Genomic DNA, 20,881 nt, shown 5'->3' on the forward strand with positions numbered 1-20,881 from the left:
CAGCCAGGTCCGTGCGGCGGCTAAATTCTCAAAAGAAGAGACATTATGGAAGCAAACCAGACTATCAGGGATCACATCGCCGCTCTGGGCGATTGGTTGGAAAAGCAGATCATCGGTCAGGAGAGACTGGTAAACCGGCTGCTGGTCGCCATGCTTGCCGACGGTCACCTTTTGGTAGAGGGTGCGCCAGGTCTGGCCAAAACCAAGGCCATCAAAACACTGGGTGAAGCTATTGAGGGTGACTTCCATCGCGTTCAATTTACGCCAGATCTGCTACCAGCAGATATTACCGGCACCGACATTTATCGGCCGGAAACCGGAGAGTTCCATTTTCAACCAGGACCAGTATTTCACAACCTGATACTGGCCGATGAGATTAACCGTGCACCGGCTAAAGTTCAGTCGGCGCTGCTCGAAGCAATGGCAGAGCGGCAGATTAGTGTCGGCCGAAAAACTTATCCCCTTCCCCCGTTATTCTTGGTAATGGCTACCCAAAACCCTATAGAGCAGGAAGGGACTTATCCTCTACCAGAGGCACAATTAGATAGATTTCTAATGCGGGTAAATCTTGCCTATCCCAATGCAGAGGCGGAAGCAAAAATCCTGCGCCTGGCCAGATCCGAGGCTAGCCTTGGCGAAAATCGCCCCACTGTAACTATCAGCCAAGAAACTATTTTGCAGGCCCGCAACCAAATTCTGGAAATGCAGATGGTTGAGGCTGTAGAAACCTATACTGTCCAACTTGTCATTGCTACTCGCGAGCCGGCGAAGTATGACAGCGAGCTAGCATCATGGCTAGATTTTGGTGCAAGCCCACGGGCAACAATTGCCCTTGATCGCTGCGCCCGAGCCCACGCTTGGCTGTCAGGCCGCGACTATGTCACCCCCGACGATGTTATGAATGTCGCACCCGATATATTGCGCCACCGGCTGCTACTCAGCTTTGAAGCAGAAGCTGCAGGAATTACCACCGATCAAGTGATACAGCGTTTACTCCAACAGGTGCCTGTTATCTGATGCCCGCAGAAGCTCCCCAAACTGAACTCGATCTACGCGGTGCCTACCCCGAGGTAACCCCACTGGTACAGATGCGATACGCCGCCCGGCAGCTGCAATTATTTAAACCGCGTCTCGCTCGCAGTGATCAGGCAGGCAGCCTTCTCACTCGCTATCGCGGCCGCGGTATGAATTTCGAGGAGGTTCGCGATTATCAGGCCGGTGACGATGTACGTTCAATCGATTGGCGCGTCACTGCTCGTACAGGGAAAACTCACACCAAGCTGTACCAAGAGGAGCGAGAGCGACCGGTGGTCATTCTGCTGGACCTGCGATCGCCAATGTTTTTTGGCAGTAGTCGAGCCTTTAAATCTGTTGCTGCCAGTGGTATCGCCGCAGCCCTGGCCTGGGCCGGCTTACAGCATAGCGATCGCATCGGCGCCCTGCTTTTTTCCGATCGGGAAATTGATACCGTTCGACCCCGCCGAAGCCATCATGCGGTACTCTCGATGATTCACAGCACAGTGGCCCGGGCAGCTGCGCTTAACAGCCCTATTCCTGAACAGGGCTGTCAATCGTTAAAAACCCTGCTTGAGGAGGCTCGCCGTATCGCGCGCCCCGGCAGTGCCCTTTTTCTGATCAGCGATTGCCACGACTTGAACAGCAGCTGCTCACAACCCCTCTATCTGCTGTCACGGCACGCTGATCTTCAGGTAATCCGGGTTTCTGACCCCCTGGAACAACAACTTCCAAGCCAGTCCTTAACTATCTCCGACGGCCGCCAACGCACTTTTCTCCACGCGGGAAACCGCCCGGTGCACGAACACTTTGCAGAAAAACAAGCGCAGGCCCGCACCGAAGTTGAACAACTGTGTCGGCGCTATCGCCTTCCACTGCTCGACTTCGATAACACCCAGCCGCTCGTCCCCGCATTGATGTCGGTCTATGGTTCACGCCAGAAGAACGGATGGCAAAACACGAGAAAACCCCAGAAGTGATAAATCAGGTAGCACCGATACAATCTGCCCCTCACAACGGCCTAATAAGAAATTTGGGAATGAATCGCGCTTGCAATTCCAGTGGGGTCCAATCGTGCTAAAAGGAAACTTCCCAGCAGCAAAACAAATGCAAGCACCCGCTCCGCAGCCCCCCGCTCCTGAAACGCAAGAGCTGCTTTCGAAATTGCGTGATATCCAAGACCCTGGCGCCGTCGGCTGGTGGCCTCCCGCGCCGGGGTGGTGGATACTCGCGACACTACTGCTGGCCAGCCTGATCGTCGCAGTACTGTGGTGGCGACAAATACGTAGAAAAACTGAGCGCAATCGCTATCGGGTTGAGGCCGTTTCGCTACTCCAGGCTATCGATCCCGCGAGCGCCAAAGCAACACCTGAAATCAACGAGATTCTCAAGCGAGTCGCCGTAACCACATTTAGCCGCACCGAATGCGGTAACCTCAGCGGCGCCCAGTGGATCGAATTTTTAGCGCGCTCCGCCAGCATCAACTGCCCCGAAGATGCTCAAGAAGCGCTACTCGAGCACCTCTACCGAGGCTCTTGTGATCCTGAGAAAAATCATGTTTTTAAGGAGTTTGCGATAGCCTGGGTAAAACAGCACAGTCAATTCGTAGAGAGTAAGGAAAAACACAATAAAGGGGAGGCCGCGCATGTTTGAGTTCGCTTGGCCCTGGGTTTTCTTTCTCGCCCCCCTGCCGATTATCGCACGCTGGTTACTGCCCCGTTCCAAACCCATGAGCAGCGCCCTCAAGGTCCCTTTTTATTCGGAACTATCCCAGCGTGGTGGCGGAGAGCAAAGCAATTTTCTGTACCTCCTCTTACTGGTAGTCATATGGCTGCTGCTTATCTGTGCCGCCGCGCGCCCCCGCTGGTATGGCGAGCCTATCAGCCAGGCCAGTAGCGCCCGCGATCTCCTCGTCGCTGTGGATATTTCCGGAAGCATGGAAACACCCGACATGGTTATCAATGGCCGTCCGGCCATGCGTATTAATGCAGTTAAGCAAGTGGTGGGAGATTTTGTTGATCGCCGCCAGGGAGACCGATTGGGACTGGTTCTTTTTGGTACTCGCGCCTATCTACAAGCGCCTCTCACCTACGACAGAGAAACCGTGGGCACTTTGCTAAGAGAGGCCCAAATAGGCTTTGCTGGACAGGGCACAGCCATTGGAGACGCCATAGGCCTCTCAGTGAAACGACTAACTCAACGACCGGCCGAACAACGAGTGCTGATATTGCTGACCGATGGCGCCAATACTGCAGGAGAGGTTTCCCCCCTCAAGGCGGCAGAACTGGCACAACAGGCCGGAATTACCGTCTATACCGTCGGCGTTGGGGCCGAGGAAATGGTTCAATCTGGACTTCTCGGCAGTCGCTTTGGCAGCCGTAGAATCAATCCATCCCGAGATCTCGACAGCAAGACTTTACAGTCCATCGCCGATAAAACTGGCGGGCGCTACTTTCGTGCGCACAACCCTCAGGAACTCGCACAAATTTATGCAGAACTTGATGAGCTGGAGCCGGTCGAACAAGAGGCGGAGAGTTACAGACCCATGAAATCCCTATTCATTTGGCCGCTCGGCATCGCCCTGTTATTTGCCGGAGTCTGGGCGTTAGTGCCCCTGCTGGCTAGCCTGCAGCCCGCAATAAAACGTGAAACCGAAAGTCGCAGTAATGGAGGCCAGGCCCAGTGACAATGCTCGACCTGCTCCGATTTTTTCACTTCCTGCACCCCTATGTCCTATGGCTACTGATTCCTGCTGCGCTCCTATGCTGGGGCCTGGCCAAGATGGTTCACAATAGCGCTCAGCTGCAGAAAGTGATCGACCCAGACCTGCTACCCCATCTCCTCCTACGCGGGGGCAGTAAAAGGCCCTGGTTATTTGCACTGATACTTGCACTCCTGACCGCAATGATTATCGCACTAGCAGGGCCCACCTGGCGCAAACTTCCGACCCCGGTCTACAGCAATCAGGACGCACTGGTAATATTGCTCGATCTGTCCCCCTCTATGATGGCCACAGACTTATCACCCAACCGCCTGACCCGGGCCCGACTTAAAATTCTGGATATTTTGCGGCAGAGGACAGATGGTCTGACTGCGCTTGTCGCCTATGCTGGCGAAGCTTACGTTGTTACTCCCCTCACAGAAGATACTGCCACCATCGCCAATCTGGTGCCCGCCCTATCGCCTTCTATCATGCCGGTGCCGGGCAGCAATATAGAAATGGCCGTCGACACTGGAATACGGCTACTCAAAGACGGTGCCGCCGGCCGTGGCCAGCTGCTCGCAGTTACCGATGGCATAGATTTGATGGCCGCCGATGAGGTGGCTAAATCCTTGGCCGATGCAAAAATAGAGATGAGTATTCTTGCCGTCGGCAGCGGTGAGGGCAGCCCCATCCCCCGAGGAAATAGCGGTGGATTTGTAACTGACAGCAAGGGAGCCATTGTTATCTCTAACTTCGATACCCGCGAACTGCGCCAGCTCGCCCAGGGAAGCGGAGGACACTTTGCCAAGATCACCGTCAGCGACAGCGATATCGATGACCTACTTCCGCAAACGGATAGCCCACAGCAGGCACAACTCACAGAAAGAGAATTCGACCAATGGCGCGATGAAGGACCCCTGCTGATTCTACTGATACTCCCCTTCGCGGCCCTGCTATTCCGGCGAGGTGCCCTGGCCTGCACCCTCCCGTTATTGCTCCTCACCGGTTTTCCGAATGAAAGTCAGGCTATGGAATGGAAAGACTTATGGCAACGTAAGGACCAGCAGGGTCAGCGCCTGCTGGAGCAAGGGGAGGCGGCCGAAGCTGCACAGAAGTTCCACAACCCTGAGTGGAAAGGCACGGCCAATTATCGGGCCGGTAACTACGCCAAAGCACAGGAAAATTTTTCCCACAGTGATGAGCCCCAGGGCTTGTACAACCTAGGGAACAGCCTAGTGCAGCAAGGTAACTACGAAAAAGCCATTGAAGCCTACGATGATGCCCTGAAGAAACAACCCAAGTTTGCAGATGCCGAACACAATCGGGAAATTGCTGAAAAGCTGAAAGAGTTGCAAGAAAAACAGCAGCAATCTGGTGAGCAACAACAAAACCAGCAGGAGCAAAACCAGCAAAAGCAGGGACAAGAACAAAGCCAGGAACAACAGGCAGAAAACAACAAACAACAACCAAGCGAGCAGGAACAACAATCAAACAGCCAACAATCACCCTCTGGTTCGCCACAGTCGCCTGAACAACAATCTGCAGAGCAGCAGCAAAGCGACCAACAACAGCCACCAGACGAGGAACAGCAGGGCCAGCAACAACAAGCAGAGCAAGGTGAAGAGCAGCCACCCGAGGGGGAGCCTCAACCCTCAGGTGCAGAAGAAAGCCCGCTTGACCAGGAAACCCAACAGGCTCTAGATCAATGGCTCAGGCAAATTCCCGACGACCCAGCAGGCCTAATGCGTGAGAAATTTAAGTACGAAAGCCTGCAAAGGCGCCGTGCCTACCGCAACGGGGAATGGGAACCACCAGAAAATGGCGCAACACAGAGATGGTAGGGAGAAGTAAAACAATGCCAACTGATTCAAGGACATATAATTTACAGCAACCTATGGACATGAACACCGACATCGCACCGAGCCCTGTGAACCACCAAGGCTTCCTATCCAATCAAGCCTTACTCCTTCTGTTTTTTCTGGCAGCTATGCTCTGCATGTCAGTACCAACTCAGGCCGGCGACCTTACCTCTACAGTCGATAGAAACAAAATCGGCATAGATGAAACCGTTAATTTGCGCGTGCGTTACTCCGGTGACAAAAGTGGCGGCCAACCTGATTTTGAATTACTCGAACAGGACTTCGATATCCTCTCCCGCCAACAATCCAACCAGTACCGGGTGATTAATGGACGAGCAGAAAGCTTCGTAGAATGGATGCTTGCTCTGGCTCCAAAGCGGGAAGGGAAACTGTTCATACCGTCCCTCCACTATAAAGGCCAGGTATCTGACGCAGTTCCAGTCACCGTCGCCGAGGCTCAAAGTGGCCCCAATGGCGGCAACAAGCAGGCATTTCTGGAAGTGATACTGGATAAAGAAAAAGTCTATGTTCAAGAACAGCTATTAGTAAAAGTACGCCTATATACCACTATCGGTCTGCATGATATTGCCACCGAACCGCTACAAGTCGCCGGTGCTCACGCGGAAAAAGTGGATGAGCAACGCTACGAGCGAAAGCTCGAAGGTGTAAGCCATGCCGTTTATGAAGTCACCTATGCCGTATTCCCCGATAGCTCTGGCCAGCTTAGTATCCCAGCACTGACCTATGTCGCAATCGCCGGACGCAGAGATCCCTTCTCCTTATTTAACCGCAACAGCCAGCGACTCCGGCTGCGTTCCCAAGCTAAAACTGTAGAGGTCTTACCAAAGCCTGCGAAGTTCACGGGCAGCCAGTGGCTCCCAGCCGCTAGCTTGGGGATCGTTCAAAGCTGGAGCCAGGACCCCGAAAATTTTGCCGTAGGGGAGCCTATTACACGAATTCTGACGGTGCGGGCAGAGGGCCTTCGAGCCGCGCAATTACCACCGCTACCCAGACTCAATGCCGAAGGACTAAAGACCTACCCTGACCAACCCCAGCAGGAAGATCAGGTTGGCCCCAATGGCGTGACAGGGAGCCGAATAGAAACTACAGCTATTGTCGCCACCAAGCCCGGAGACTACCAACTTCCCCCCATCAGCGTCACTTGGTGGGATACCAAGACACAGCGACAACGCACTACGCAACTCCCCGCATTTCGCTTTAGCGTCTCAGGCACAGCTGCCCTCACCCCAAGCGACAGCCGCGCAGAAGAAAGCGGCGCCCCAAGCGCAACGCCCACCATTAGTCAAACCCGCAAAGAGAGCCACTTTTGGCGAAATTTGGCTATCCTGGCAATTATCTCTCACCTTTTCTGGGTTATGTATATCTACTCCCAACGTCGCAACTTTCGCCAAAAAAAAGCTGAAGAAGATACTCTGATACCAGACCTGCAACGGGAAACAAGTGCACTAAAAAATTCTCTAACCGGCGGAAACCCTGTGCGTATCCAGCAGGCTACCCTGAAATGGATTCACGCGAAATGGCCGTACACCGACGGAGATAACTTAAGCGAAGCCACTCAAAAGCTTCACTTAAAAGAGCTTGGCGAGTTACAAGGCATTTTAGATGCGGCCATCTACCAATCGCCAGCCGAACCTCTAAACATTGAAAGAGCAAGTGAACTCATTGAGTCTTTACTCAATACGCAGATAAGGCCTGAATCTCAAAGCTCAGGAGACGCTTTACCGACACTGTTTTCTTAGGTAGATACAACTACAGAAAGCAGGCGGGCTGCAGGAAAATATTTCTCGGTAGCCCGCAACCCCGGGATGAGAAGATTTTTTCACATATAAAGATATGTGTATTCATCTCTTTTGAGGAAGAACAAAATTAGTGTATTCCAACAGCTTTAGTGGAATTTTGAATAGAATCAAGAAGAAATTTGTATAGATATGATTTTCTTTGCAGGCCCTGACAATCTCCAGGTTCTGATGCAAGCGCCCCCAAAAACCGCTTGAACTCACGCCACCCTCTCTCATTTTAACGATACATTTTGGCAATCGCCTAAAACTAATCCTGCCTCCATACAGAAAACGAGCCAACAACTCGAAATCCGCAGCTACCCGGTAATCGGTTTTGTATAAGCCAAGCCGCTTGTAGCAGTCTCGCCGCACAAAAAAAGTGGGATGGGGTGGCATCCAGCCCCAGCGAAATTTAGAGACCTGAAATTTACTTGAGCCATAGAAACGAACCCGCTCACTTAAGTCGTTGCGATCCACAATCTCCAAATCCGCATAAACAGACTGGGCCTCCGAAATCAAAAATTCATGGACCACACTGGATATAACACGATTATCTGTATAAACATCATCTGAATTTATAGTGCCAACAATATCCCCAGATGCCAAACGAATCCCCTTATTCATCGCATCGTAGATACCACCATCTTTTTCAGAAACAATAACTGCTACGCGATCTTTAAACTCTAAAATAACTTCTAGCGTGCCATCAGTGGAGCCGCCATCAATAATAATGTGCTCGATATCCGCATAATCTTGAGCAAGAACCGACCGAATTGTGTCACGGATAGTTTCCGCGCTATTAAGGCAAACGGTAATCAGGCTTATTTTTATCACAGAAAATCTCAAGCTGTCTTTTTGTGAAAAGTAAAACTACTCTTGAGAATTTTAGTACAAATTACGATATGCAAGGCTATCTCAATATAAATTTTCCCCATACCAATCATACGTCTTTGTCAGCCCCTCCCTTAGTGAAGTCTGAGCCCCCCACCCCAACCTTGACAATTTCGAAGTATCCAGTAATTTTCTGGGCACGCCATCAGGCATAGACCGATCAAAAACGATGCGTCGATCAAACCCAATGACTTCCGCAATCAGATAGGCCAACTCCTTGATGGTGCAATCACTTCCAGTGCCCAAGTTTAAATGGGAACACATGGGCTCCGTAACGGATCTATACCGTGCATCCTCTAAATTCATAGTAAAGACCAACGCATCAGTCATATCCTCCACATACAGGAATTCGCGGCGAGCATTACCGCTCCCCCAAACATTCACAACCTCCTTCCTTTTCACCTTGGCGATATGAAAACGCTGCATTAAAGCCGGGATAACATGGGAACCCGTAGAGCTAAAGTGGTCATGAGGACCATACAGGTTAGCTGGCATCACACTGCGATAATTTCGCCCATATTGCCGAGAATAAGACTCACACAACTTGATTCCAGCAATCTTGGCGATCGCATAAGGCTCGTTGGTCGACTCCAACCCCCCTCTAAGAAGGTCTTTTTCCTGTATAGGTTGGGGGGCATTTTTCGGGTAAATACACGATGATCCGAGGAATAACAAGTTCTGGATATTTGCCTTGTGAGCTTCATGAATGACATTGCCCTGAATCATCAGGTTCTGATGAATAAACTCAGCGGGGAACTTGCTATTCGCCAATATCCCCCCTACCTTCGCTGCAGCCAAATAAATGACATCGATCGATTCACTGTGAAAAAAATCAGCAACCGCACGAGGGTCCATCAAATCCAGAGAGTCTCGGGGACAGGTAATTACTTTACAATTTTCAGCCGCCTTTAGCCTTTTGAGCAGAGCTGAACCAACCAGACCCTGATGCCCGGCAACAAAAATTCTCTGGGGTTGATTCATAAATTATTCCTCACAAATAAGATCAGCACGGTAGCCATTCCTGGTGAGCAACAAGTTTCGTTTTGCCTCCTTCAAGTCATGGCTAATCATCTCACCAATCAATTCCTTCAAGGATGTTTTTGGAGCCCAACCCAGCTCCTGCCGTGCCAATGAGGCATCTCCCATTAGGGACTCCACCTCTGCGGGGCGAAAATAGCGCGAATCAACCTGAATAATCTTATCTCCGGGCCTCACTGCAGGTGCACTTTCCCCTACAACCGAAGAGACAATACCCACCTCCCTATCTCCTCTCCCCTTGAATTCTATTGTTATTCCTAGCTCCTGAGCCGAATAATGTAAAAATTCTCTTACGGAATGTTGCAATCCCGTGGAGATAACAAAGTCCCTAGGACTCTCTTGCTGCAACATCAACCACTGCATTTCAACATAGTCTTTTGCATGCCCCCAATCTCTAAATGCATTCAAATCTCCCAAGTACAAACATTGCTCCAAGCCCTGAGCAATATTTGCCAATCCCCGAGTAATTTTTCGGGTAACAAAAGTCTCTCCGCGCCGTGAAGATTCGTGATTGAACAGAATCCCATTGCAAGCATACAAATCGTAGGCCTCACGAAAATTTACCGTAGTCCAATAGGCAAATAATTTAGCAATTGAGTATGGAGAGCGGGGGTTAAAAGGCGTATCCTCATTTTGAGGGAAAACTTGGGGAGCCCCATAAAGTTCAGAAGTTGAGGCCTGGTAAAATCTGGTTTCTTGAAACCCTAAAAGCCGTATCGCTTCAAGTATCCTCAAAGCGCCAAGAGCATTAACATTTGCCGTATACTCCGGACATTCAAAACTCACCGCCACATGAGATTGCGCACCTAAATTATAGATTTCATCAGGATGTACCTCTTGAAGTATCCGGGTCAAATTGCTGGCATCCGTCAGATCCCCATAGTGAAGGAAAAATCTCCGGCCACTATCCTGCGGCCCCTGATATAAATAATCTATACGGCTCGTATTAAATGAGGAGGACCGTCTTTTTATTCCATGGACCTCATACCCCTTAGCCAATAAAAACTCAGCCAAATAAGAACCATCCTGACCGGTAACACCTGTTATTAGTGCTTTTTTCATCCATTTCCAGCCTGTTAGAATTATTAATTCTCCAAAATACTACTGCACCACACCAAACCCCTCTTTAATAAACTATATTCTCACGGATCAACGTCGCTCTGGATTCGCCCCAACTATTAGGCGTATCAACTCTGTAATTTCCACCCCCCACAACCTTAGCTGTACTAAAATAGCCAGTACCCGATGCTTAATTGATACATTCCTCATCCTTAAGAAATAAAGAATCGACCTTATCGGTGGAAGGAGTGTAAAAATAACCACTCGAAGCCTACCCCCCCCCCCACTGGTAAGAAACTGCCCACCTTTAATACGTCGCGCCTTCGTAGAAACAGCAGGCCAGGTACTTCTTACCCGGTGACAAACGAAAGCCAGCCTCAAGAACAACAATCGACACCCTAATTCACGCAACCTCTTACATAACTCAAAATCGCCACATGAATAAGAGCGCTCATCAAAACCACCCGAATTTATAAACAGTGATTTTTCCACAATTAAATTTGCTGTCGCGGCAACGCCAGCAGATACGTAAACCTCCTGGGGTATTCCTTTGACAAAATCATATACCTCATAAATGCTGGAAAATTCACACTGCTTGAGCATTCGAATATTACCAGCAAAGACTTCGCCCTTTCCTACTGAGTTGCTGAGACCTTTTTCAATCTCAGCAATCCATTTCGGGTCAGGCAAACAATCAGCATCCGTAAATACAAGCCACTCCCCACCGGCTAACTGCGCCCCCCTATTTCTTGCCGCATAAGAACCAGGCTTTTCACATTGCTCGACTTTGATTCGGTAGCTGCACTCTCTTAAAGTGAGCGGCAGCTCACCATCATTTGATATTAGGATAAGCTCAAAAAGCCCCCTTGAAACCTCTTGAAGCTCCAAGTAGCGGAGCAACTCGTCAATGTAATGCCACTGCTGGTAAACCGGAATAATCACCGAAAATTTGACCCGCATTACAGCACCAATAATAGACGTTGCCAGACATTTGAATCATCACGCACAAACTAAACGATTAGCACAATCCCCACATTTAGCAACCACCCACATAAGTTACCAAGCAGGAAGGGCGGAATTTTCAACATAAAGGCAGGATGAATAATAGCTGTAGATCGCAATATTAACGGGGCCCACCATTTAATCTGGGAGCCTTACACAAGCAGAAAACCGAATCCTATTAGCAAAATAGATTCCAACAACTCCTTAGTTTACCCCACCACATGTCCATCAAACTAAAAAACAGCCAGCTGTCACTACAAAGACCACAAAGCAATCCGCTCAAGTAAGAGACATAAATAAATTCAGGGATACATGAATGCTATTGATACAGGCGCAAGCTGATAGAAGCACTGCAACCATGTAAAAACTGTTTTAAAAGTGAGATACGGCGTACGACCATACGCCGCCAAAAGAAAGAAATACTAAAAAGCTACCTATCAGCAGCAGCCTGCTCCAACACTTTCAAGGTATCCTTTGCCGCCTGACCCCAGCAAAATTCCGAAACTCTGGCTCCAGCAGCCCGCTGAAGATCGTGAACCAAGCCCAGGTTTGAATGCAGCTGGATAATGCCATCCGCCATGCTCGAAACCGAGAGCGGGTCTACCAACAAGCCTCCACCACCTGCAACCTCGCGCATTGCTCCAGCTTCGGAGGTCATGACCGGAGTATTTTGCGAAAATGCCTCAACAATAGGCAGCCCAAATCCCTCATAGATCGACGGCATAAGCAGCGCCCTGGCGCTCCGATACAGGCCGCTCAAATCATGATCAGGCACATAACCCAGTAGCTTTACGTTTTTGCCTATCCCCAGCTCAGCAATAATTTCACTTAGCCGGGGCAACCCCCAGCCACGCCCGCCACAAATGTATAATGGCAGAGGCTCAGATGAGACTGTATCCACATAAGCTCGATATGCTGTAAGTAAGCGCTCTAAATTCTTGCGGGGTTCTAGAGTACCCACAAACAAGAAATACTCACCATCAACCCGGGCTTCTGAATTTTGCAGAAATGGGGCCTCGGGAATAACGACTGTTTTCACTACGGATTCCGGCAGTAACTCTGCAAGTTCATCGCCTGTGAACTGTGACACAGCGATAACTGTATGAGCTAAACGTACTGAAGGAGGCATCAAACCCCTCTCCAGGTACTTACCGAAAACAGACATGGTTTCAGGAAAGCGCAGCCAAACCATGTCGTGAATTGTTACAACCTGGTTAACCGAAGACGGCATCAACAACGGCAAATGATGCCTTGGCGACCAAAACACCTGCACATCATCTCGCTTGGCCCAACCCGGGAAGCGGGCTTGGGCAAAAAGTGTACCCAGGGATTTGCGTCCAATCTTCCCCGAGCGTACGACCACATTCTCGATCGTATAAAACCTATCCGGGAGGGGAGCGTCGCTGTACAGAAACCACTGATCTCCACTCTTCAGCATACGCTCAATAAGAGCCTCCGTGTAACGGCCAATCCCAGTAGTGGCAACTGAAAGCGGCCTGGCATCAACCCCTATCCTAAGCATTGGAACCCCTATCGAACTTAGTCACAACACTATCTACATCATACCCAAACAATTCCCGGTAAAGTTCTTGATAAACAATGTACATATTCTCCCCTGTGAACAGCGCCTCGTCACGCTTAGGAACAGCATGCCTCATAACCCTGGTCTTTTTATGGATGGAACTGAAGTCATTCATGGCCTCTCTGAGTGCCTCGCTATCCGATGGGGGAATTACATGACCGATCACCCCACTCTCATTCACAAGACTGGTTCCAGTCCCCGTCTCACAACTCAGCGGTTTAGCTGCCAAAAGCCCCTCAACCAAAGTGACCCCAAAGGCTTCCGAACACAGATATGAAGGAAAACCACCCGAGCAAAGAACGAACTTAATCCCCCCGATCGTACCGTCACATTAGGAAGATATTGAAAATCAACCAGGAGCGACTGATGACTGCACGGGCACCAAAAGTGCTCACCTCTCAGCATGCGTTCCAATATTGCAGAGATGTAACGCCCAATTAACATGAAGGGAATTAAAAATGGCTAGATATCCACCATTATTCTGGCCACTAATCTACTAGCCCCCTCACCAAGAGAACTTCCCGATAGAGCTGATGATAAGCAGCGACCATTTTGTCAGCCGTAAATAACCTCTCGTAACGACAACGACCAGCGCGCCCCATTTCCCCTGCTTTCACAGGGTCGGACCACAAACCATTCATCGCTTTACGCAGTGCGAGATGGTCAGCCGGCTTCACAACATGCCCAGTTTCTCCATCCTGATTAACAAAACTGGTCCCAGTGCCAATTTCACAGGAGATAAGGGGCTTACTATTCATCAACCCTTCAATCAAAGTTACTCCGAAAGCCTCCGAGCGCAAATGAGAGGGGAAGACCACTGCCCGGCATAATTTCATCAGTGCCACTTTCTGTTCATCACTGACAAACCCAGAAAAATATATGTTGCTTGCCCCAAGTTTATCCACCAGCGATTTTAGGCGTTTAGCCTCGGGACCCTTACCGGCTATAACAACACGATAGGGCTGATTCACAGCGGCCCGGATTAAGTACTCCAGCCCCTTGTAATACCTGAGCACACCAACAAACAACATAAAATCCTTGCCGTACTGCATCTCAACGTCTACCAAAGCATTCTCCAAGGGCTCAGGATACCCTTGCTCAGAAACCCCAAGAGGTATTACCTTTACCTTGTCCCGATAAGCGGCAAGAACTGGACTAGTTTCCAGATAATTATATGAGGTTGCCACGATACGATCTGCCCGGCCCAGGAACCAGTGCATCAAAGGTCGATATAAGGTACCTAGCACCCTTTGCCTGACGATATCGGAATGATAGGTCACCACCAGTGGGCGTGACCTGCCAGCCAGGAAATATGACAGGTCACCGAACGGCCAGGGAAAATGAAAATGCAACAACTTAGCTTTTGAGCGATACAAAGCCCTAAAAAGCCCAGGCCCTACACAACATGAAGCAATCGAAAACCAACGCCGCTTTGCAGTCACAGGAAACTGCTCATTCAACTTCAAACGTAAAGGAGAGTTCGCCAGAGTCAGGACGCCACATTTGTCCGTTTTTTGTGCAATCTCTAGAATTACCTGTTCGACCCCACCCTGAGATTCAGGATAAAAGGTTCTGTAGCAATGCAGGATTTCAGGATTGGGGATCAATGGAGACTCACTTAATAGCGAGACCAAAGCCCCGCAGATAACCTATTGTTTTATAACGTATTAGGGTATGATAACCGCTCCAGTAACCCCGGTGTCAATGTGAGAATACTATTTTGTACTATGCAATTCGGGCCCGGATATAATCAGGGAACTGAAAAGTATATTCGCAACCTCGCGCGTGATTTAAGTGAGCAGGGATGCGATATTGTGGTTGCTGGCGGTGACCCGGAGGAGATACTAACCGATCGCTCACTTATTGACGAAGGGGAATTTCAGCTAATCAAACTTCCGACATTTGGTTGGGGCACCACTGGAGGCGACTCAATTGATAATTGCCAAAGCCTGCTTAGAAAGCTGAAACCTGACTTGGTGCATATGGTGAATCCAGCCCATATTGGCGTCAATTTGCTAAACGCCGCCCAAAAGCTTGGCATCCCTTACTTTATCTCGATCACCGACTTCTGGTGGCTCTGCCCAAAGCATACATTGACGCTTAAGTCCGGCGAGTTCTGCTCAGGTTTTTCCGAGCAAGAAACCTGCTTCCGTTGTATTGCGGAAACACATCCTAACAGATTGGTTAAAGTTGCCTCTCAGCTCCCTGCTGCCAGAAATTGTATCGCCAAAATTCTGCACTTGAAGAATGCTCAATTTACTGCCCAGCCAGAAGATAAAGATCGCAAACAAATACTGATCTCAGTCCTGAATAAAGCCAAAAAGGTAATTTGCCTCTCCAAAACAAGTCAGAGGCTGATTAGGGAATACTTCTCACTTAACAATAGCCAATACATTCCTGCGGGTCTGTCGAACACTTGGTTTGAAACAAACTGCTCTCGACAAACGAATAATAATTCATTTGTAGTGGGGTTTCTTGGGGCCCTTGCCCCACACAAGGGCCTGCATACCCTTATCCATGCACTAAACGACCTTGGTGACTCAAAAATAACACTCAAGGTCGCCGGAAAAACATCCGCTCAGAAATATGCAAAACAGTGCCTAAACACCTATAAAAATACCCAGTATTTTGGCGAACTTAACGAACCGCAAAGTAAAGAATTTCTAGACTCTGTGAATGTCCTGGTAATACCTAGTAACTCACCAGAAAATCAACCGCAAGTATTGCTTGAAGCAGCAGCTAGGAAAAGGCCCGTTCTCGCCTCCAATATACCAGGCTGCGCGGAACTTCTTCCTCCAGCTGCCGTATTCCCGGTCAATGATGTGAGGCGACTGAGAGAGCTGCTAAGCGTAGCAAAAAAAGACATATCGAAAATAGGCTACCCGACTTTAGGGTTATCCTCCGAAGCAGTGTCGAAAGAAATATTAACCGAATACCAAAAAGTGTTGTAATCCTGTGATTTTTCTGAAAAAACACCATAGAGATATCGTCTTCTATAAGGCGCTCTGTAATTTGAGATCCGAAGCTTCAAAAACCTATTTAAGCTTCCTCTGGTGGATCATAGAACCAATTTTCTCAATGGCGATCTATTACTTTATTTTTGGCGTGGTATTTCAACGGGGAACAGAAGATTTTATTCCCTTCCTGCTGGTGGGGTTGGTTGTCTGGCAGTGGTTTGCTCAATGTGTCAACCACTGCTCTGCCGCAATCACTCAAAATCATGCATTAATCAGCCAGGTCAATTTCCCTAAGGTGGTACTCCCCTCAATCAATATCGTCATGGACACCTTCAAATTCAGTATTGTTTTTTCGCTGCTACTGATCGGTCTTTGGGTTATGGGGTATCCCCCTACATTAAGCTACATCTACCTTCCGTTAATTTTAGGAGTTCAGTTTTTGTTGAACTATGCGTGCGGCCTGATCGCCAGCATGCTGATTCCATTTATACCGGATTTATCCAATTTGCTCCCCCACTTGCTACGGCTTGGCATGTATGGCTCGGGTATTCTCTATACTGTCAGCTCTCTTCCGGAAAGCGCCCAAAATATTCTCACATACAATCCGATGATCTGGATTATTCAAAGTTATCGTGACGTATTAATGTATAACCAGGCACCCGATATATTCAATTTGGCGATTTACGGCTGTGCCGTTTTAACACTTTATACGCTAGCCAGGTTATTGATGAATAAACTTAACCCCGTATTCGCCAGGGCATTAATGCAACGATGAATGAAAGAAAGAAATCGGCTATCAGCCTCAAGAATATACGGGTGACCTATCGCTCGGGAATTCCATTTACTCGCGCTACCAGTGTATATAGCCCGCTAAAAGATATCAGTTTCGAACTGTATAAGGGCGACTCGCTCGGGATTATCGGCCGAAATGGTGCAGGCAAAAGCACCTTGCTTCGCCTGCTAAATGGCATTATCAAACCAGATAGCGGGAAGGTGGTCAATCACGGTCACAGAACCGCGCTGCTCTCCCTGACAGTCGGCTATGATCAGAACCTGTCTGGCCGCCAAAACGCCGTCATCAGCGGTATGATGATGGGTTTGAAAAAGCGGCATATTGTCAGCAAGCTCAATGAAATCGATGAATTCTCTGAGCTTGGAAGTTTTTTTGATCAACCAGTCAAAAACTACTCTACAGGCATGAAGCAGCGGCTTGGAATGGCCGTAGCAATCCACTTAAAAACCGACGTCTTACTCATTGATGAGATTCTGGCCGTCGGGGATTCAAGATTCAGAAAAAAGTCAGAGGCGGTGATGAGAGAGAAAATCACCTCAGGAGATACTATAGTCCTAGTTTCTCATTCCGCAGAAACTGTAAAGCGACTTTGCAATAAGGCCCTATGGATTGAAAATGGTGTTGTAGCCCGCTACGGTGATAGCAAAGTTGTAGTGGCAGCTTATGAAGAGTCACAAAAGTAATGCGCATCCTGATATATGAACCGATGCCAGACATTCGGCGCGCAGATGTAATATTGGCAATTGCACGCAAAGAGTCCGAACTCGGAAATTCTATTTTGCTATTGGTTGAAGAAGAGGTACAACTCCTCAGCAGAAATCACATTAATCACCCACATAGCGTCAATTGCACAAACATAATAAAGGCAAAAATCGCAACAAGTGGCTTTAATTTCGCCGCCATCCCCAGAAATAAAACCCTCGAAAAAAAATTCATAGAAAATCCGCGAGAAACTCTAAAACATATAAAACACTATCGAACAGCCTATTTCAAAAGAGCATTAGAAAGCTACAAACCCGAAAAAATAATAATTTGGAATGGCTTACCCCATTACCAGCAGAACTTCATAGATCTTGCTCGCAATATGAATCCAAATCAAAAATTCTCTTTTTTGGAGGCTGGATGGTTTCCTCAGGCAGGCACATACTATGAGGACCCCCTTGGAGTAAATGCGCAAAGTGAAATTTCATTTACAAAACCCAGAGATATCAGCTTAGAAGAACGCCAAAATGTAATTCAATGGAAGTTATCATATAGGGAAAAATATAAGAGCAACGATATATCCGATAATGGATATGTCTTTATCCCACTTCAGTTAGAAACTGACACTAATATCACAAAATTTTCCCCATTTCCCACAATGAATGACTTTCTTAAATGGGTAGAACCTCGTGTAGATCCGAATATAAATATTATTGCACGCCAGCATCCTCTTGACCGCAGATCCTTACATAATTTCCTGCCTAGGAATAGCCGGGTAAAACTCGACAACGAAACCCCATTACACCAATTGATTTCAAAGTCTAACTGTATTTTGGGGATAAATAGTACCGTTTTATTAGAAACACTGATATACGAAAAGCCTGTTTATGCGGTAGGTGATGGCGTTTTTTCAGGTAGCGATGCCATTATCAAGTTGGGCCTAGAAGAAATGATTCCCACCCATCATAAATTTTCAATAGGAAAGCAAGAAGAACTTCTATACACTTTACTATGCAAACAAGAAGATCTTGATTTATCTACCACCACTGTATATAACAATCTATTGTCAGCTGTCAAAAATTGTAGGCTTTTAGGTTACCCTCTATCCAGCGTTATTCTTGCCAATCTTAAGATATGGGCTAAAAATAAGCTAAATAACCACCCGGAATAACAAGTGACAGCCCATCAAAACGCGATGAACTACAGCCACTTGACAACCTTCTCAGCCGGTTATTTTGCCCTATCATGCTTCACCACCAATTTCGTAAGAAAACCATTTTTCCCATAAACTTTGTAACTATGTAAACACTCTAGCCCTGCACTTTCATAGACGTAAAAGCTCAGCTACCCCCCCCATTTTTTATCTTTTCGATAGGTCTGCTTCCGTTATACCCTGAAGATTCCAAGGCATATCCACAACGGTTTGTGCACGTGGTAAATCGGTAGACGCTAAGTTAACCCCACCCTTTAATTTATTCGGCAGCTCTGCACCTGTTATACCTCGAAGCTTCCAGGGCAATAAAGCTTCAATAGACTCAGAGGCTGATTATTTCTCCAGCCGATCTGGAAAGTGGATCGTTAGTTGTGACAGCGTCAGATTCCAGTTTTGAATCGGGTGCGTCCAGCGCTCGGAGGCTTTTAGTATACCGGCGTACAGAAGCTTCAGTAAGCTATTCTCATTGGCGAAGCCACCCTTGGTTTTGGTCAGCTTACGGAACTGCCTGTGTACGGCTTCCACCGCATTAGTCGTGTAGATCGGAGTGCGGATATATTCCGGGTATTTAAAGTAGGCCGAGAGAGTTGTCCATTTGCCGCGCCACGACTTGATCACCATCGGATATTTGTCACCCCACTTCGTTTCCAACTCATTTAAGGCATGCTCGGCGGCATTGAGCGTTGCCGCTTTGTAGACGCACTTAAGATCAGCCATAAAGGCCTTCTGATTTTTTGAAGCTACATACTTCAGCGAGTTGCGGATCTGGTGAATGATACAGTGCTGGATCTCGGTATTTGGGTAGATGCTCTCTATGGCCTCGGGAAAGCCCTGTAAGCCATCGATACAAGCAATCAGGATATCTTTGACCCCACGGTTATGGAGATCAGTTAGAACGCTCAACCAGTGGTGGGCGCCTTCCTGATCGGATAAATAGAGCCCCAACAACTCCTTCTTGCCTTCGATATTAAGACCAAGAATCGTGTAAATAGCCTTGCTAGCGTAACGGCCATTTTCCTTGATCTTATAATGAATAGCGTCGAGCCAGACGATAGGGTAAATAGCCTCCAAATCACGCTCACGCCAGGCTTGAAGCTCAGGCAGCAGCTTGTCTGTAACAGTGTTGATGGTGCCGTTGGAAAGCTCCATTCCGTAGATATCGGCAATATGTGTACGAATGTCCTGGTAGCTGTTGCCCAAGGCAAACAAGGCAGTGATTTTGCGCTCCAGTTCGTCGGTAAGCTGGGCTTGATGCTTCTTGACGATTTGAGGTTCGAAGGTACCAGCACGGTCCCGCGGAGTCTGAAGTACGAAGCTACCGACCGGGCTTTTCATGGTTTTCGAGGTGGTACCATTCTTGCGGTTGGGCTTGTCCTCGCTGGCGAGGTGCTCCTCCAATTCCGCCTGCATGGCCGCTTCAGTGAGTTGTTTTATCAGTGGGGTGAGGATGCCATCTTTGCCGCTGAGATCCTTGCCCTCACGCAGCGCCTTAACGGCAGCGTTCATATCGAAAGTAGGTTTGGTCATGGGTCATCTCTTTTTTGCTAATAGTAAAGAAATGACACAGAATTCTGAACACTACCGATTTTTTATACCCAATACCAATTTTTTCACCTGCTACTATTGCTCTGGTCGCTACTCTATTTGGTGGGAGTCCAGAATTGTTGCTAATAGCTATATTAATTCTAAACCACTTCACTTAAAAAGAAGGTATAGGCAATCGTTATGGCTAGCTTTAGTTAGCGCGCATCTTACTTGATGTGCTTTCCCAAACTTCTTCAAAACCATTAATAAGCATGTAGCCAGAGAATTTGTTAAAGAGTTTATGCATCCAGAACTCTATATCAGTAATTCCCTCTATGATTTTTTGCTCTTCATTATCTTTGATTGCTAAGTCTGTCATTTCCCAAAATGATTCGGTCAATGAAACTGCCATTTCGTTCGAATTAATTTGTACTTTCGAATTTATAAACTCTTCAAGAAGTTCATCATTCATTTCTTTGGCATAATGTAAAGCGAGGCTTTTAGCATCAGACTCAGATTCTTTAAATTTAAGCACTTTTATAAGCCTCCAGTTGCAGGTCTGTCATGATGGCCATTCTATCAGATATAGATCTTAGTTTGAAAACGAGTTCATCAACTCGCATGCGTTCTGTTACTGCCAGTAAATAATGAGCTGGGTTGTCAGGATCTTGTACAAACTTCATCCCGGAAGGCAGGGCTGTCCCATATAAATCGGTGTAAAAACGAACAGAATAGACCTAGAAT

Annotated in this window: 19 protein-coding genes; 10 read left to right on the forward strand and 9 right to left on the reverse strand. The window is 48.0% G+C overall.

Annotated features, from left to right (window positions below; translation table 11 throughout):
* Positions 1 to 45: 45 nt before the first annotated feature.
* The 6 genes from MO867_RS04180 (at position 46) to MO867_RS04205 (ending at position 7,337) form a co-directional block, all read left to right on the forward strand.
* Complete coding sequence (locus MO867_RS04180) at positions 46 to 1,017, forward strand: AAA family ATPase (RefSeq protein ID WP_252464898.1); 972 nt, start codon at positions 46 to 48, stop codon at positions 1,015 to 1,017.
* Positions 1,017 to 1,994, forward strand: coding sequence for a DUF58 domain-containing protein (locus MO867_RS04185; RefSeq protein ID WP_252464900.1), 978 nt, complete (start codon positions 1,017 to 1,019; stop codon positions 1,992 to 1,994). The genes MO867_RS04180 and MO867_RS04185 overlap by 1 nt, the downstream gene beginning before the upstream one ends.
* Before the next feature lie 127 nt (positions 1,995 to 2,121).
* Positions 2,122 to 2,667 carry a DUF4381 domain-containing protein gene (locus MO867_RS04190; protein ID WP_252464902.1) on the forward strand — a complete coding sequence of 182 codons (546 nt, stop codon included), beginning with the start codon at positions 2,122 to 2,124 and terminating at the stop codon, positions 2,665 to 2,667.
* Positions 2,660 to 3,700 carry a vWA domain-containing protein gene (locus MO867_RS04195; protein ID WP_252464904.1) on the forward strand — a complete coding sequence of 347 codons (1,041 nt, stop codon included), beginning with the start codon at positions 2,660 to 2,662 and terminating at the stop codon, positions 3,698 to 3,700. Before MO867_RS04190 ends, MO867_RS04195 begins: the two co-directional genes overlap by 8 nt.
* A 2-nt stretch (positions 3,701 to 3,702) precedes the next feature.
* Positions 3,703 to 5,559, forward strand: a complete 1,857-nt coding sequence (locus tag MO867_RS04200; protein ID WP_252464936.1) for a VWA domain-containing protein — start codon at positions 3,703 to 3,705, stop codon at positions 5,557 to 5,559.
* Positions 5,560 to 5,714: 155 nt separating this feature from the next.
* The gene (locus MO867_RS04205; protein WP_252464906.1) at positions 5,715 to 7,337 is read left to right on the forward strand and encodes a BatD family protein; all 1,623 of its coding nucleotides are present in this window, start codon (positions 5,715 to 5,717) and stop codon (positions 7,335 to 7,337) included.
* A gap of 102 nt (positions 7,338 to 7,439) precedes the next feature.
* On the opposite strand, the gene MO867_RS04210 is transcribed toward MO867_RS04205, so the two are convergent.
* The 7 genes from MO867_RS04210 to MO867_RS04240 all read right to left on the reverse strand — a co-directional run bounded on the left by MO867_RS04210 (position 7,440) and on the right by MO867_RS04240 (position 14,582).
* The gene (locus MO867_RS04210; RefSeq protein WP_252464908.1) at positions 7,440 to 8,210 is read right to left on the reverse strand and encodes a glycosyltransferase family 2 protein; all 771 of its coding nucleotides are present in this window, start codon (positions 8,208 to 8,210) and stop codon (positions 7,440 to 7,442) included.
* Between the two features lie 81 nt (positions 8,211 to 8,291).
* Positions 8,292 to 9,248, reverse strand: a complete 957-nt coding sequence (locus tag MO867_RS04215) for a GDP-L-fucose synthase family protein (RefSeq protein WP_252464910.1) — start codon at positions 9,246 to 9,248, stop codon at positions 8,292 to 8,294.
* Positions 9,249 to 9,251: 3 nt separating this feature from the next.
* Positions 9,252 to 10,367, reverse strand: a complete 1,116-nt coding sequence (gene gmd, locus MO867_RS04220; protein ID WP_252464912.1) for a GDP-mannose 4,6-dehydratase — start codon at positions 10,365 to 10,367, stop codon at positions 9,252 to 9,254.
* A gap of 87 nt (positions 10,368 to 10,454) precedes the next feature.
* Positions 10,455 to 11,306 carry a glycosyltransferase family 2 protein gene (locus tag MO867_RS04225; protein ID WP_252464914.1) on the reverse strand — a complete coding sequence of 284 codons (852 nt, stop codon included), beginning with the start codon at positions 11,304 to 11,306 and terminating at the stop codon, positions 10,455 to 10,457.
* A 490-nt stretch (positions 11,307 to 11,796) separates the two neighbouring features.
* Positions 11,797 to 12,888, reverse strand: coding sequence for a glycosyltransferase family 4 protein (locus tag MO867_RS04230; RefSeq protein ID WP_252464915.1), 1,092 nt, complete (start codon positions 12,886 to 12,888; stop codon positions 11,797 to 11,799).
* Positions 12,881 to 13,129, reverse strand: a complete 249-nt coding sequence (locus MO867_RS23715; protein ID WP_305884232.1) for a glycosyltransferase — start codon at positions 13,127 to 13,129, stop codon at positions 12,881 to 12,883. The genes MO867_RS04230 and MO867_RS23715 overlap by 8 nt, the downstream gene beginning before the upstream one ends.
* 307 nt (positions 13,130 to 13,436) lie before the next feature.
* On the reverse strand, positions 13,437 to 14,582 hold the full coding sequence (locus tag MO867_RS04240; RefSeq protein ID WP_309143294.1) for a glycosyltransferase: 1,146 nt from the start codon (positions 14,580 to 14,582) through the stop codon (positions 13,437 to 13,439).
* Positions 14,583 to 14,600: 18 nt separating this feature from the next.
* Here MO867_RS04240 and MO867_RS04245 point away from each other — a divergent pair, with 18 nt between their 5' ends.
* From MO867_RS04245 to MO867_RS04260, 4 genes are all read left to right on the forward strand, one after another.
* Positions 14,601 to 15,899: a glycosyltransferase gene (locus MO867_RS04245; protein ID WP_252464919.1), complete on the forward strand. Its 1,299-nt coding sequence runs from the start codon at positions 14,601 to 14,603 to the stop codon at positions 15,897 to 15,899.
* A 61-nt stretch (positions 15,900 to 15,960) separates the two neighbouring features.
* The gene (locus tag MO867_RS04250; RefSeq protein WP_252464921.1) at positions 15,961 to 16,680 is read left to right on the forward strand and encodes an ABC transporter permease; all 720 of its coding nucleotides are present in this window, start codon (positions 15,961 to 15,963) and stop codon (positions 16,678 to 16,680) included.
* Complete coding sequence (locus MO867_RS04255; protein WP_252464923.1) at positions 16,677 to 17,381, forward strand: ABC transporter ATP-binding protein; 705 nt, start codon at positions 16,677 to 16,679, stop codon at positions 17,379 to 17,381. Before MO867_RS04250 ends, MO867_RS04255 begins: the two co-directional genes overlap by 4 nt.
* Positions 17,381 to 18,571, forward strand: coding sequence for a capsular polysaccharide export protein, LipB/KpsS family (locus MO867_RS04260; RefSeq protein WP_252464925.1), 1,191 nt, complete (start codon positions 17,381 to 17,383; stop codon positions 18,569 to 18,571). Before MO867_RS04255 ends, MO867_RS04260 begins: the two co-directional genes overlap by 1 nt.
* A 375-nt stretch (positions 18,572 to 18,946) precedes the next feature.
* On the opposite strand, the gene MO867_RS04265 is transcribed toward MO867_RS04260, so the two are convergent.
* Positions 18,947 to 20,140, reverse strand: a complete 1,194-nt coding sequence (locus tag MO867_RS04265) for an IS256 family transposase (RefSeq protein WP_252464927.1) — start codon at positions 20,138 to 20,140, stop codon at positions 18,947 to 18,949.
* 208 nt (positions 20,141 to 20,348) lie between these two features.
* The gene (locus tag MO867_RS04270) at positions 20,349 to 20,672 is read right to left on the reverse strand and encodes a hypothetical protein (RefSeq protein WP_252464929.1); all 324 of its coding nucleotides are present in this window, start codon (positions 20,670 to 20,672) and stop codon (positions 20,349 to 20,351) included.
* Between the last annotated feature and the right edge of the window lie 209 nt (positions 20,673 to 20,881).

It is taken from the genome of Microbulbifer okhotskensis (assembly GCF_023895975.1).
Taxonomy (GTDB): Bacteria; Pseudomonadota; Gammaproteobacteria; order Pseudomonadales; family Cellvibrionaceae; genus Microbulbifer; species Microbulbifer okhotskensis.

Bases quoted from the DNA above. Each gene is read 5' to 3' on its own strand.
- MO867_RS04230 (WP_252464915.1), bottom strand. From the start codon at position 12,888: ATGCTTAGGATAGGGGTTGATGCCAGGCCGCTTTCAGTTGCCACTACT.
- MO867_RS04260 (WP_252464925.1), top strand. From the start codon at position 17,381: ATGCGCATCCTGATATATGAACCGATGCCAGACATTCGGCGCGCAGAT.
- MO867_RS04215 (WP_252464910.1), bottom strand. From the start codon at position 9,248: ATGAATCAACCCCAGAGAATTTTTGTTGCCGGGCATCAGGGTCTGGTT.
- MO867_RS04265 (WP_252464927.1), bottom strand. From the start codon at position 20,140: ATGACCAAACCTACTTTCGATATGAACGCTGCCGTTAAGGCGCTGCGT.
- gmd (WP_252464912.1), bottom strand. From the start codon at position 10,367: ATGAAAAAAGCACTAATAACAGGTGTTACCGGTCAGGATGGTTCTTAT.
- MO867_RS04190 (WP_252464902.1), top strand. From the start codon at position 2,122: ATGCAAGCACCCGCTCCGCAGCCCCCCGCTCCTGAAACGCAAGAGCTG.
- MO867_RS04180 (WP_252464898.1), top strand. From the start codon at position 46: ATGGAAGCAAACCAGACTATCAGGGATCACATCGCCGCTCTGGGCGAT.
- MO867_RS04255 (WP_252464923.1), top strand. From the start codon at position 16,677: ATGAATGAAAGAAAGAAATCGGCTATCAGCCTCAAGAATATACGGGTG.
- MO867_RS04185 (WP_252464900.1), top strand. From the start codon at position 1,017: ATGCCCGCAGAAGCTCCCCAAACTGAACTCGATCTACGCGGTGCCTAC.
- MO867_RS04205 (WP_252464906.1), top strand. From the start codon at position 5,715: ATGTCAGTACCAACTCAGGCCGGCGACCTTACCTCTACAGTCGATAGA.
- MO867_RS04200 (WP_252464936.1), top strand. From the start codon at position 3,703: ATGCTCGACCTGCTCCGATTTTTTCACTTCCTGCACCCCTATGTCCTA.
- MO867_RS04195 (WP_252464904.1), top strand. From the start codon at position 2,660: ATGTTTGAGTTCGCTTGGCCCTGGGTTTTCTTTCTCGCCCCCCTGCCG.